We start from the raw sequence: 13,169 nt of genomic DNA, 5'->3' as shown, positions 1-13,169 counted from the left end.
GCCAAAGATTCTGGCGCCAAACACTTACTCCGCCGTCGAAGGCTTCTCCCAAAGATTGATCCCGCCCTCCTGGGCAAACCGGTCAATCTCCGCCAGCTCGTCCGCGCTGAAGCTCAGATTCTTCAACGCCCCGACGTTCTCGATGATCTGCTCCGGCCGGCTCGCACCGATCAGTGCCGAGGTCACCCGAGGATCGCGCAGCGTCCAGGCCAACGCCAATTGCGCCAGGCTCTGGCCGCGACGTTTGGCGATTTCGTTGAGCCCACGCACATGGGCAATGTTGGCCTCAGACAGGTGCGAGGACTGCAAAGAGCCGCCGCCCGGACGATTGACCCGCGCATCCTTCGGAATGCCGTTGAGGTATTTGTCGGTCAATAGGCCCTGCGCCAACGGCGTGAACGCAATCACGCCGGTGCCCAGTTCGTCGGTAACGTCCAGCAGATCCTTTTCCACCCAGCGATTAAGCAGGTTGTACGCCGGCTGGTGAATCAGCAACGGCACTTTCCACTCTTTCAACAGCGCCGCCATCTCACGGGTTTTCACCCCGGAATACGACGAGATGCCGATGTACAGCGCCTTGCCCTGCTGCACTGCAGTGGCCAGTGCGCTGGCGGTTTCTTCCATCGGCGTGTCCGGGTCGAAACGGTGGGAGTAGAAAATATCCACATAGTCCAGACCCAGCCGCTGCAGGCTCTGATCAAGGCTGGCCAGCACGTATTTGCGCGAACCGCCGCCCTGCCCGTAAGGACCGGGCCACATGTCCCAACCGGCCTTGCTCGAAATGATCAGCTCATCGCGATACTGCTTGAAGTCTTCGCGCAGCAAACGGCCGAAATTGATTTCGGCGCTGCCGTACGGCGGGCCGTAGTTGTTGGCCAGGTCGAAGTGGTTGATCCCCAGATCGAACGCCGTGCGCAACAACGAACGCTGGGTGTCGATCGGCGTGCTGTCGCCGAAGTTGTGCCACAGGCCCAGGGACAAAGCCGGCAACACCAGACCGCTGCGACCGACGCGGCGGTAAGGGATGGAGTCGTAGCGGTTTTCGGCAGCGGTGTAGGTCATCGAATCCTCTCTTGTCTGTCTTGAAGTTGGTATCGACTGCTTCGCAAGTTGCCCAGCATACGCCCAGACAAACGTCGATAAACCTCGGACTTGAGGAAATGCTGAAACGTTTCACAACTTTCATCTTCAGCGTCGGTTTTCTCGCCAGGATCGCCTTCTTCAAACGGCCTGCGCAAAAACTTCACCCAACCAATCCACAAACACCCGAACCCGTGGCGACATGTGTCGGTTATGCGGATACAGCACTGAAACCGGCATCGGTGGCGGTGGGGTGTCGGTAAGAATTTCCTGCACCAGGCCGTGGGCGATCTGCGTTTCCATTCGGTAATGCGGGCACTGGATCAAGCCCAGTCCGGCAATGGCCGAGGCGGCGTAGATTTCTGCGCCGAACACCGAGATCGCGCCCTCGATGGTCACTTCCTTCAACTCGCCATCGACCATGAATTCGAAGGGAAACAGCTTGGCGGTGGTGCGCGAGACGTAGTTCACCGCGCGATGGTGTTTCAGGTCTTCGAGGGTTTTCGGTTCGCCGTATTTGCGTAGATACGCTGGGCTGGCGCAGGTGATCTGGCGCAGGTTGGCGACACGTTTGCCGATCAGCGCCGAGTCGCCGAGGGTGCCGGCGCGCAGCACACAGTCGACACCTTCGGCGATCAAGTCGACAAAGCGGTCGGCCTCGCTGATCGACAGCTCGATGTCCGGATAACGCTCCATGAACTGTGGCAAAGCGGGGATCACAAAACTCTTGGCCAACGTGCCATGCAAATCGACCCGCAACCGCCCCTTCGGCGCCACGCTACGAAACGCCAGTTCAGCTTCTTCCAGTTCCGCCAGCAATTGCACACAGCGCAAGTAGTACGCCTCGCCATCCAGCGTAGGACGCACCTTACGCGTACTGCGCTCCAGCAAACGCGTACCCAGCCAGGCTTCGAACTGATTCAGCGTGTGGGTCAGGGTTGCCCGCGGCAGATTCAGGTCCTCGGCGGCGAGGGTGAAGCTGCTGCGCTCGTAGATCCGCACGAACACCTTCATCGCTTTGACTTGATCCATGGCGCTCCACACCTTCGATTGTTGGCGATTCTTGAACAGTCACGGCAACTTTCGTGCATTTATCGGCCTTAGTAAACATGTGAGTCTGGCGTCACCCCCAACAGACACCTTCAAAGGATTCAACGCCATGACTACTCAAACTTCGAAAGTGGCCATCGTGACCGGCGCCTCCCGCGGCATCGGCGCCGTGATCGCCAAACAACTGGCCAGCGAAGGTTTCGCCGTCGCCATCAACTACGCCAACAGCGCCATTGAAGCCTCAAAGCTGGTCGTTGAACTGCGTCAGGCCGGTCATCAAGCCATAGCGATCAAGGCTGACGTGGCCAATGCCGACGACGTGCGCCGGATGTTCGACGAAACCGAAACACAACTGGGCAAAGTCGATGTGTTGATCAATAACGCTGGCATTCTCAAAGTGATGCCGCTGGCGCAACACACCGACGAACTGTTCGACCAGAACTTCAACATCCACGCTCGAGGCACGTTCAACACATTGCGTGAAGCGGCGACACGTTTGAACAGCGGTGGCCGGATCGTCAACTTCTCCAGCAGCACCGTCGGCATGAACCTGCCGGGTTACGCCGTGTACATCGCCAGCAAAGCCGCGGTGGAATCCCTGACGCAGGTGTTCGCCAAGGAAATGCGCGGTCGCCACATCACCGTCAATGCCGTCGCCCCTGGCCCGGTGGCGACCGATCTGTTTTTGCACGGCAAGAGCGAGGAGCAGATTCAGAATTTCGCGAAGATGGCGCCGCTGGAACGCCTGGGACAGCCAGAAGACATCTCCCGCGTTGTGTCCTTTCTGATCGGGCCGGATTCGGCCTGGGTCAATGGACAGATTCTGCGGGTGAATGGCGGGTTGGTTTAACTAGGCTCACACTGACACCGTAGCGCCCCATCGCGAGCAGGCTCGCTCCCACAGGGACCGCGATGTTCCTTGTGGGAGCGGGCCTGCTCGCGATAGCGGCTTCAAGGGCAACACACGTCCAAAGGGAGGAACGCATCATGCACACCACGATCATCATCACCTTCGGCCTGGTCCTCTTGGCGCTGATGCTGTTCATCGGCGAGAAAATCGGCTTCAGCCGCCAGACACTGACCTACAGCTTCATCGTTCTGTGGCTGGCCCTGACGATGATCAACGGCGCCATCGGCGTGGTCACTGCCGGCCAGCCCGTCACGACGGAGCTGGTGGTCGGCAGCATTGTGTTCGGCGTGCCGGTGGCGGCGCTGGTGCTGTTCATGGCGTTGAGCAGCGAGACCTGAACTCAACGCACCAAATGCAAAAACTGCATGTGGCGCTCGTACTGATCGAGGATGTCGTTGATGACCTGCTCCTTGGTGTAGCCCACCAGATCGTAGTCCTGACTGCCCTCGCTCAAATGCACCTCGGCTCGATAATAACGGCGATTGTTGAGCTCCTTGGAACCCATGCCGCCACGGGCGAACGAAGGCGTGAAGTAGCCGCGCATCTGCACCTGATAGATGAACGGATGCTGCTCGTCGTGACCGATCTCCAGGCTGACGCTGTCGTTCGCCGGATCGGGTTGAGTGACCACGTTCAGCCCCTTCTCGACGAACACCGCCGTCACTTCTTCGATCGCCGGGCGCACCGTCGTGTCGAGGAAGCGATAGACCTCATCGCGCGACGGGAAGTGCACCGCCTGACTCAAACGCTGACGCCAACCACCGCGCCGCGACCCGGACACCGGCGCCAGGGAATGCAGCTGCGCAATCTGCTTTTGCGACTCCAGATAAAACGCCTTGTGCAGGCCCCACATCATCAGCAGCAAGATCATCGAGAACGGCAATGAAGTCAGCACCACCGCCGACTTCAGCGCATCGATGCTGCCTGAAAACAGCAGCGCACTGGTCACCAGCGCGGTCATCGCGCCCCAGAACACCCGCAGCCATTTCGGCCCGTCTTCATCCGGGTTGCCGCCCTTTGCGGACAGCGTCGACAGCACCACGGTGCCGGAGTCGGCCGAGGTGACGAAGAACACGAAACTGATGAACACTGTGACCGCGATGACGGTTTTGCTCCACGGGTAGGTTTCCAGCAGCAGGTACAACGTCATCGAAGGGTTTTCGATGGCCGACATGCCGAGCGCGCTCATGCCGTGGTTGAGCACTTGGTCGATGGCGCTGTTGCCGAAAATCGACATCCACGCCAAGGTGAAACCGAGCGGAATCAACAGCACGCCGAAGACGAATTCACGGATGGTCCGGCCACGGGAAATCCGTGCGATGAACAGGCCCACGAACGGCGACCACGCGATCCACCAGGCCCAGTAGAACACCGTCCAGCCGCCCAGCCAGTCGCTGGGTTTGTCGTAGGCGTAAAGGTCAAAACTCTTCATCGGCAGGGCGCCAAGGTAATCGCCGATGTTCTGGATCAAGGTGTTGAGCAGGTGCTGAGTCGGGCCGGCAAACAACACGAACAGCAGCAGCGCACAGGCCAGCAGCATGTTGATATCGGACATCACCCGCACGCCTTTATCGACGCCGGCCACCGCGACGATGATCGCCGCGCCCATCATCAGCGTGATCAGGCCGACCTGGATCCACTGGGTATGGGCGATGCCGAACAGGTAATCCAGACCCGAGTTGAGGTGCAACACGCCAAAGCCCATGTCGGCACCGAGGCCGAACACCGTGGCGATGATGCCGAAGCCATCCACCGCGTAGCCGATCGGGCCATTGATGCGTTTGCCGATCAGCGGATAGAGCGCCGAACGCAAGGCCAGCGGCAGGTTGTGGCGATAGGCAAAATAGGCCAGCGCCATGCCGACGAAGGCAAACACGCCCCAGCCGTGCAGGCCCCAGTGCAAAAACAGAATCTGCATTGCCTGGCGCGCCGCGTCCGCTGTGCCGGCCTCGCCTTGCGGCGGTTGTGACAGGTGCGTCAGCGGTTCGGACACGCAAAAGAAGAACAGGGTGATGCTGATCCCGGCGGCGAACAGCATGCCGGCCCAGGACAGGTAACTGAATTCGGGCTCGTCGTGGTCGGCACCGAGCTTGATCTTGCCGTAGCCGGACAAGGCGGTGACCACCACGAAGACCAGATACAGCGTCATCGCGAGCATGTAATACCAGCCGACCGTATTGGCCGCCCAGTTTTGCGCTTGCAACAGCCAGGCGCCGGCCTGTTCAGGCATGGCGATAACGACAATGCCGAACAGAAAGATAAACGTCGCCGCAAAGTAGAACACCGGCGGATTCATGCGGACCTGGCCGCTGGCGGGGGTGGACGATGCACTCATGAAAGGTGCACCTCAAGGGGGTGAAACCGGGCAATCAATAACGGACTCGGCAAGGGCAAGCCTCCTGTTGTGAGCGGGCAGCAAACCGGCGGTTTAACTTGAATGAGCGTTCAAGTTAAACATGGATAGGGTGCTAAGGACTAATCGCAGGGCTCGGCGGTACTGTTTGTACGCTAGCTCAAGGATGGGTATGACGTGGGGTTTGGGGGATTCGTTCAGTAGAGAATTGGCTGAATGCCATTATCTCGGTTCGGCTTGAAACCAATCGCGGGCAGGCTCGCTCCCACAGTGGATCTCGGGCGAACACAAAATCGGTGAACGACAGAGATTCATTGTGGAAGGGAGGCCGGGCCTGTCAGCTGAGATTTCAGGGCTTACTTCTGCGTCCCATCATCATGCTGCAGATTCGCCTGCGTCAGGTTGCACCCCGACGGCACACTGCGCGTCAGCCAGACGTTGCCACCAATGGTCGAGCCCTTACCGATGGTGATCCGCCCCAGAATCGTCGCGCCGGCATAAATCACCACATCGTCCTCGACAATCGGATGCCGCGGATGGCCCTTCTGCAACTGGCCGTCTTCATCCGCCGGGAAGCGTTTGGCGCCCAGGGTTACAGCCTGATAAATCCGCACACGCTCGCCGATGATGGCGGTCTCGCCGATCACCACGCCCGTCCCGTGATCAATGAAGAAGCTGCGACCAATCTGCGCACCCGGGTGAATGTCGATACCGGTCGCCGAGTGAGCGATTTCTGCGCTGATCCGTGCCAGCAGCGGCAGCCCGGCGCGATACAAATGGTGCGCGAGGCGATGGTGAATCACCGCCAGAATCCCCGGATAGCACAGCAACACTTCATCGACGCTGCGGGCCGCCGGGTCACCGTGATAGGCCGCCAGCACATCGGTGTCCAACAGGCTGCGCAGCCCCGGCAAGGCGAGGGCAAATTCCTGAATGATCTGGATCGTTTTGGCTTCGACTTCAGTGTCGGCCGAGGCGCTGTGGCGAGCGGCGTAACGCAGTTCGAGCCGTGCCTGCCCCAGCAATGCATTCAACGCGACGTCCAGCGTGTGGCCGACGTAAAAGTCTTCACTCTCTTCGCGCAAATCCACCGGCCCCAGACGCATCGGGAACAATGCCCCGCACAGCGCTTCAAGAATCTCCGCCATGGCCGCTCGGGAGGGCAGCTCGCGACCGCCCTGCTCGCCGCTGGCACGGCCGTTTTGCGCACGCCACTGATCGCGCGCCGTGCGCAACTGGCTGACGATGGTCTGCAATTGCCAATGGCTGGAACGCTCGCTCACGGTAAAAACTCCACACGGGCGGCCGGACTGTCTGGCCGCACTGACGGCGATTACTTTACGGCAAGGTCTGGAAACCGAATTAAGAACCGATTGTGCTGTGCTCAGCACTTTTGGCTATAAGTAATCTTGCCGGTTGCCCCTGCATATAGGCGTGCCTATAGTCCTGACATCTCCCACCGCCAGTACGGACCCATGATCAAACAACAGCTCGCCCGTTTTGACCGCCTCGATCTGCTCGGCCACCCGACCCCTCTGGAAAAACTCGAACGCCTGTCGACCTGGCTGGGCCGCGACGTGTACGTCAAACGCGACGACCTGACGCCGCTGGCGATGGGCGGCAACAAGCTGCGCAAACTCGAATACCTCGGTGCCGATGCGCTGGCCCAGGGCGCGGACACGCTGATCACCGCGGGTGCGCTGCAATCCAACCACGTGCGCCAGACCGCCGCCCTCGCTGCCAAACTGGGCCTGGGTTGCGTCGCGCTGCTGGAAAATCCTTTGGGCACCGAAGACGCCAACTATGTCGGCAACGGCAATCGGCTGCTGCTTGACCTGTTCGACACCAAGGTCGAGTTGGTGGAAAACCTCGACAACGCTGACGAGCAGTTGGAAGCACTGGCCGCTCGCCTGCGCAGCAACGGCAAAAAACCGTATCTGGTGCCGATTGGTGGCTCGAATGGCTTGGGCGCTTTGGGTTATGTGCGTGCCGGCCTGGAACTGGCCGAGCAGATCAAGGACACCGGCCTGACCTTTGCCGCCGTGGTGCTGGCCTCGGGCAGCGCCGGGACGCACAGCGGCCTGGCTCTCGCGTTGAGTGAAGCATTGCCGGATTTGCCAGTGATCGGTGTGACGGTTTCCCGCAGCGAAGAAGATCAGCGGCCGAAGGTTCAGGGCCTGGCCGAGCGTACCGCGGCGCTGTTGGGTGTCAGCCTGCCGAGCAGTTTCAAGGTTGAGTTGTGGGACGAATATTTCGGCCCGCGTTATGGCGAACCCAATGCGGGAACGCTGTCAGCGGTGAAGCTGCTGGCGAGTCAGGAAGGGCTGCTGCTGGACCCGGTGTATACCGGCAAGGCCATGGCCGGGTTGCTCGACGGTATCGGGCGTCAGCGTTTTGATGAAGGACCAATCATCTTCCTGCACACCGGTGGGGCGCCGGCGTTGTTTGCTTACAACTCGGCATTTTGAGAGCGCCTTGCGCTCTACTGATCACATATGCAATTAAAGAATAACAAACGCAATATTTATTATTTTCCTATCTAAAAGCGCCATCATATAGTCACGCCGCAGGCGAATTTGCAGCGAGACGCATACGCTGCTTTAGGGCAGGATATTGCAGTCGTCCAAATCCCGATTTTGCCAACATTCCTAAAAGCGTCTTCATAAGAAAACACAGGGGCTTGTCATGAATTTTTCCGCACTACGTCGAAATCTGCTGGTGGGTTCACTGGGCCTGGCGCTGAGCGTCGGTCTGCTGGGGCAGGCGGTTGCCGGTGAGCAACTGCAAAAAATCAAGGACGCGGGCGTGATCAACGTCGGTCTGGAAGGTACTTACCCACCGTTCAGTTTCGTCGACGCCGACGGCAAATTGACCGGCTTCGAAGTCGAGTTCTCCGAAGCCCTGGCCAAAGAGCTGGGTGTGAAGGTCAAACTGCAACCGACCAAATGGGACGGCATCCTCGCGGCGCTGGAATCCAAGCGTCTGGACGCGGTGATCAACCAGGTGACCATCTCCGAAGAGCGCAAGAAGAAGTATGACTTCTCCGAGCCTTACACCGTTTCCGGGATTCAGGCGCTGGTGCAGACCAAGAAAGCTGCGGAGCTGAACATCAAGTCCGCTGCCGATCTGACGGGCAAGAAAGTCGGCGTAGGCCTGGGCACCAACTACGAACAGTGGGTCAAAGCCAACGTACCGGGCGCTGACGTGCGCACCTATGACGATGATCCGACCAAGTTTGCAGACCTGAAAAACGGTCGCATTGACGCGATCCTGATCGACCGCCTCGCCGCGCTGGAATACGCCAAGAAGGCCAAGGACACTTCCGCCGCCGGCGAAGCGTTCTCCCGCCAGGAAGCAGGCATTGCCTTGCGCAAAGGCGAGCCTGAGTTGCTGGCAGCGGTGAACAAGGCCATCGACAAGCTGCGTGCCGACGGTACGCTGAAAAAGCTTTCGGAAAAATACTTCAGCGCTGACGTCACTCAATAATGGAAGAAGCTTTCCAACTTGCGCTGGACTCCGCGCCCTTCCTGCTGAAGGGCGCGTACTACACGGTAATCCTCAGCCTGGGCGGGATGTTCTTCGGCCTGGTGATGGGGTTCGGCCTGGCGTTGATGCGCCTGTCGCGCTTCAAACTGGTGAGCTGGCTGGCCCGCATCTACGTGTCGTTCTTTCGCGGCACGCCGTTGCTGGTGCAACTGTTCGTGATCTATTACGGCTTGCCGCAATTGGGTATCGAACTTGATCCACTGCCAGCAGCCCTGATCGGCTTCTCGCTGAACATGGCCGCCTACGCCTGCGAAATCCTGCGTGCCGCGATCAGCTCCATCGAGCGCGGTCAGTGGGAAGCCGCCGCCAGTATCGGCATGACCCGCGCGCAGACCTTGCGCCGGGCCATCATCCCGCAAGCGATGCGCACGGCATTGCCGCCGCTGGGCAACAGCTTCATCTCGCTGGTCAAGGACACGGCGCTGGCCGCCACCATTCAGGTGCCGGAACTGTTCCGTCAGGCCCAGCTGATTACCGCCCGGACCTTCGAAATTTTCACCATGTATCTGGCCGCCGCGCTGATCTACTGGATTCTGGCCACGGTGCTTTCGCACCTGCAGAACCAGTTGGAAGCCCGGGTCAATCGGCACGACCAGGAGTCCTGACCCCATGATTGTCGTGGAAAAACTGACAAAGCAGTTCAAGGGTCAAGTGGTGCTTAACGGCATTGATCTGGAAGTGAAAGAAGGCGAGGTCGTGGCGATCATCGGGCCGAGCGGTTCGGGGAAAACCACGTTCCTGCGTTGCCTGAATTTTCTGGAGGAACCTACCAGCGGCCGGATCAAGGTCGGTGACATCGAGATCGATGGCAGCCGCCCGTTGAACCAGCAACAGAGCCTGGTGCGGCGCTTGCGTCAGCACGTCGGCTTCGTGTTCCAGAGCTTCAACCTGTTCCCCCATCGCACAGCCCTGGAAAACGTCATCGAAGGCCCGATCATCGTCAAGAAGATCCCGCACGCCGACGCCGTCGCCCTGGGTAAAAAGTTGTTGGCCAGGGTTGGCCTGGCAGGCAAGGAAGACGCGTACCCGCGACGCCTCTCCGGTGGACAGCAACAGCGTGTGGCGATTGCCCGCGCGCTGGCGATGGAGCCGGAAGTGATTCTGTTCGATGAACCAACCTCGGCACTCGATCCGGAGTTGGTGGGTGAAGTGCTGGCGACCATCCGCAGCCTCGCCGAGGAGAAGCGCACCATGGTCATCGTGACCCACGAAATGGGCTTTGCCCGCGACGTGGCCAACCGCGTGGTGTTTTTCGATAAGGGTGTCATTGTCGAGCAAGGCGAAGCCAAGGCGCTGTTTGCCAATCCGAAAGAAGAACGCACAAAGCAATTTCTCAGCAAGTTCCTGAACAATGCTCATCACTGAGCAGCCATGACAATGAGATCAACTTCCAAGGACGGAAGTTACATTGAAACCTGATAGCACCCTCTCAAACCATTCGTAAAATGTATGCCTCTTTCAATAATCGTGTGCGGTACATATATATGTCCTGCGACAGATTATCCTCGCCTAAAATCCACGAAACACCTCAGCGTACTGTGCGGACAACCGCGACCTCCCACCGCAAAAACCCGCTGATTCAGTGGGCATGTTCGACAACACGCTGCAGCTTCCTGACCTGATAGCGTAGGAACTTTCTGAATAACAACAGATTCGTTAATCAACTAACTCACTCTATTGACACTTATTCAAGCGCACTCTTATCTAGTCTCCAGCAAACGCAACTCATCACGTTCAATCATTGTTTTTATACGGAAGTAATGAGCCGTTTGTGGCACCGCCAATCAGCTCTTTCAGAAACGGACTTCGCTGCAAGACTTCAAGGAGAAACCCATGAAACATACCTCGAACAAACCCGAACTTGCGGCGCCGACCGTGGCGCAATCACACAAGAGCGGCATCAACATCACCTCGGCCGCTCATCTGCTGATCGACGTCGCGCCTTACCCAGGCATGGATGAAGGCGACTTGATCGAGCTGTTCTGGGACAACTGCTACGTGGCCTCCAGGGTGCTGAACACCCAGGACGTCGGCAAAGCGGTCAGCCTGCGCGTACCGCAAAGCTTCATCGCCAACGGCTCCTCACGCATTCACTACCGGCTGATGCAGGTCGGCCATGGGCCTGCGCTGTCACCGACAACCCGCGTGCAGGTCAAGCTCGACTGCCCGGGAGGCCAACCCTCGGCCCTGTACGGTGACGAAAACCAGAGCCTGGCGCCAGTGAGCATTCCTGAAACCATCCGCCGTCAGGGCGTCAATCCGAACCAGATCAAGCGCGGCGTTCCCCTGACCATCGAACCCTACCTGAACATGGCGATCGACGATGAAATCACCCTGCGCTGGGGTGATGTACGCATGGACCTGCCACGGCTCAAGGCGAACGAGGTGGGTGAGCCGATTCAGGTCTGGGTGCCGCCAGCGATCATTCTCGAAGCAGGCGAAGACCTGCGGCTGGAGGTGACTTACTGCATCCTCGACCGGGTGGGTAATAACTCGCGTTGGGCGCCGGCGCGTACGCTGAAAATTGGTTGTGCCAATCCTTATCTGAAGGGCCGGCCGAAGGAAATGCTCATGGCCGCAGAACCCCGGAAACACTGAAACACCCTTCCTGTGGGAGCGAGCTTGCTCGCGATGAACGTCAACGAAAACGCGTGCTGTCTGGACAAGCCCGTTGCTTTCAGATTTTCCGCGAGCAAGCTTGCTCCTACAAATGCCGAATCAGACAGTCAGGTGTTGCTCCAGAAACAACTGTTGCCCTGGGTACAGTTGCTGCTGACACACTTCTATCCATATTCCTAAAAGTTAGTTTATTTAATTTTTATACACGCTTAGGGTATATAAACCGGACCACCGGACATTCTTGTTTTTACTTCGCCGCACCCATCGCGGCGTTTCCATGAGATGTGAGGTAGGTATGGTCCGGAACACAATCACCCCAGTGCAGATCGCCAGGGCATTGCGTGCAGCAGCCAAGGAGCGGCACTGATGTCCAGTCTGGCAGATGCAATCGTCCAGAGTGACCTGGACGTCGCCCCGTTGTTGTTGCCCGCACAGGTATTGCGCAACGACGCACAAGCGATCAAGGCCGCCCATGAGCTGGCGCACGTCGCCCGCCAACAAGCGGCTAAACGCGACCGTCAGCGCAAGCTGCCGTGGTCGGAAATCGAGCAGTTCACCCGCAGCGGCCTGGGCAGCATTGCCATCCCGCGCGAATACGGTGGCCCGCAGGTTTCGTTCGTTACCCTGGCCGATGTTTTTGCGATCATTTCCGCAGCCGACCCGGCGCTGGGACAGATCCCGCAGAACCAGTTCGGCATTCTTAACCTGGTGCTTGGCAGCGCCACCGAAGCGCAGAAAAAGCAGCTGTTCAAAAGCGTACTAGAGGGCTGGCGCATCGGTAATGCCGGTCCTGAGCGCGGCACCAAAAACACCTTGGAACTGAAAGCGCGTATCACCGCCGACGGCGACGGTTTCGTCGTCAGCGGGCAGAAGTTCTATTCCACCGGCGCCCTGTTCGCCCACTGGGTCGCGGTCAAGGCGCTGAACGACGACGGCAAGCAAGTGCTGGCCTTCGTCCGTCGCGGCACACCGGGCTTGCGGATCGTTGATGACTGGTCCGGTTTCGGCCAGCGCACCACCGCCAGCGGCACCCTTTTGCTCAACAACGTGCGGGTCGACGCCGAACTGGTGGTGGATAACTGGAAGATCAACGACAAGCCGAACATCCAGGGCGCCGTCTCGCAATTGATTCAAGCGGCCATCGACGCTGGCATCGCCCGCGGCGCCATCGACGACGCCATCGAGTTCGTGAAAACCCGTGCCCGCCCGTGGATCGACGCCAAGGTCGAACGCGCCAGCGATGATCTTTATGTCATTGCCGACATCGGCAGACTGAAAATCGAACTGCACGCCGCCGAAGCGCTGCTGCGCAAGGCCGGGCAAGTGCTTGATCAAGTCAACGCCGCGCCGCTCACCGCCGAGTCTGCCGCACGAGCCTCGATTGCCGTGGCCGAAGCCAAAGTGCTGACCACCGAGATCTCGCTGCTGGCCAGCGAAAAGCTCTTCGAACTGGCCGGCAGCCGCGCCACCCTCGCCGAATTCAACCTCGACCGCCATTGGCGCAACGCCCGCGTGCACACGCTGCACGACCCGGTGCGCTGGAAGTATCACGCAGTCGGCGCCTATCACTTGAACGGCACGCTGCCGGCTCGCCATTCCTGGATCTGACGA

The 13,169-nt window shown here is 59.3% G+C and carries 12 protein-coding genes; 8 read left to right on the top strand and 4 right to left on the bottom strand.

Features of this window, described 5'->3' with window-relative positions:
* Nucleotides 1–24: 24 nt before the first annotated feature.
* Nucleotides 25–1,062, bottom strand: a complete 1,038-nt coding sequence (mgrA, locus tag Q7W83_RS00925) for an L-glyceraldehyde 3-phosphate reductase (RefSeq protein WP_150633132.1) — start codon at nucleotides 1,060–1,062, stop codon at nucleotides 25–27.
* A 159-nt stretch (nucleotides 1,063–1,221) separates the two neighbouring features.
* On the bottom strand, nucleotides 1,222–2,112 hold the full coding sequence (locus tag Q7W83_RS00920) for a LysR family transcriptional regulator (protein WP_473655554.1): 891 nt from the start codon (nucleotides 2,110–2,112) through the stop codon (nucleotides 1,222–1,224).
* Nucleotides 2,113–2,239: 127 nt separating this feature from the next.
* On the opposite strand from Q7W83_RS00920, the gene Q7W83_RS00915 reads away from it, so the two are divergent.
* Complete coding sequence (locus Q7W83_RS00915) at nucleotides 2,240–2,980, top strand: SDR family oxidoreductase (RefSeq protein WP_150633134.1); 741 nt, start codon at nucleotides 2,240–2,242, stop codon at nucleotides 2,978–2,980.
* A 137-nt stretch (nucleotides 2,981–3,117) separates the two neighbouring features.
* Nucleotides 3,118–3,378, top strand: a complete 261-nt coding sequence (locus tag Q7W83_RS00910; RefSeq protein WP_150633135.1) for a hypothetical protein — start codon at nucleotides 3,118–3,120, stop codon at nucleotides 3,376–3,378.
* Nucleotides 3,379–3,380: 2 nt separating this feature from the next.
* On the opposite strand, the gene betT is transcribed toward Q7W83_RS00910, so the two are convergent.
* A complete protein-coding gene (gene betT / locus Q7W83_RS00905) occupies nucleotides 3,381–5,336 on the bottom strand; it encodes a choline transporter BetT (RefSeq protein ID WP_191623730.1) in 1,956 nt (651 codons plus the stop codon).
* 413 nt (nucleotides 5,337–5,749) lie between these two features.
* On the bottom strand, nucleotides 5,750–6,676 hold the full coding sequence (gene epsC, locus Q7W83_RS00900; RefSeq protein WP_473655553.1) for a serine O-acetyltransferase EpsC: 927 nt from the start codon (nucleotides 6,674–6,676) through the stop codon (nucleotides 5,750–5,752).
* A gap of 192 nt (nucleotides 6,677–6,868) precedes the next feature.
* Here epsC and Q7W83_RS00895 point away from each other — a divergent pair, with 192 nt between their 5' ends.
* The 6 genes from Q7W83_RS00895 to Q7W83_RS00870 all read left to right on the top strand — a co-directional run bounded on the left by Q7W83_RS00895 (nucleotide 6,869) and on the right by Q7W83_RS00870 (nucleotide 13,166).
* Nucleotides 6,869–7,861, top strand: a complete 993-nt coding sequence (locus Q7W83_RS00895; protein ID WP_458378017.1) for a D-cysteine desulfhydrase — start codon at nucleotides 6,869–6,871, stop codon at nucleotides 7,859–7,861.
* A gap of 217 nt (nucleotides 7,862–8,078) precedes the next feature.
* Nucleotides 8,079–8,879, top strand: a complete 801-nt coding sequence (gene tcyJ / locus Q7W83_RS00890) for a cystine ABC transporter substrate-binding protein (RefSeq protein ID WP_458378018.1) — start codon at nucleotides 8,079–8,081, stop codon at nucleotides 8,877–8,879.
* A complete protein-coding gene (gene tcyL, locus Q7W83_RS00885) occupies nucleotides 8,879–9,544 on the top strand; it encodes a cystine ABC transporter permease (RefSeq protein ID WP_150633140.1) in 666 nt (221 codons plus the stop codon). The genes tcyJ and tcyL overlap by 1 nt, the downstream gene beginning before the upstream one ends.
* 4 nt (nucleotides 9,545–9,548) lie before the next feature.
* The gene (gene tcyN, locus Q7W83_RS00880; RefSeq protein WP_150633141.1) at nucleotides 9,549–10,304 is read left to right on the top strand and encodes an L-cystine ABC transporter ATP-binding protein TcyN; all 756 of its coding nucleotides are present in this window, start codon (nucleotides 9,549–9,551) and stop codon (nucleotides 10,302–10,304) included.
* 468 nt (nucleotides 10,305–10,772) lie between these two features.
* Entirely contained in the window at nucleotides 10,773–11,537 is a 765-nt protein-coding gene (locus Q7W83_RS00875) for a hypothetical protein (RefSeq protein ID WP_150633142.1), read from the top strand.
* A 387-nt stretch (nucleotides 11,538–11,924) separates the two neighbouring features.
* The gene (locus Q7W83_RS00870; RefSeq protein WP_150633143.1) at nucleotides 11,925–13,166 is read left to right on the top strand and encodes an SfnB family sulfur acquisition oxidoreductase; all 1,242 of its coding nucleotides are present in this window, start codon (nucleotides 11,925–11,927) and stop codon (nucleotides 13,164–13,166) included.
* Nucleotides 13,167–13,169: the final 3 nt, after the last annotated feature.

Source organism: Pseudomonas sp. 300 (assembly GCF_055803035.1).
The sequence above is the reverse complement of the archived record's forward strand: the minus strand, read 5'-3'. Positions and strand labels throughout refer to the sequence as shown.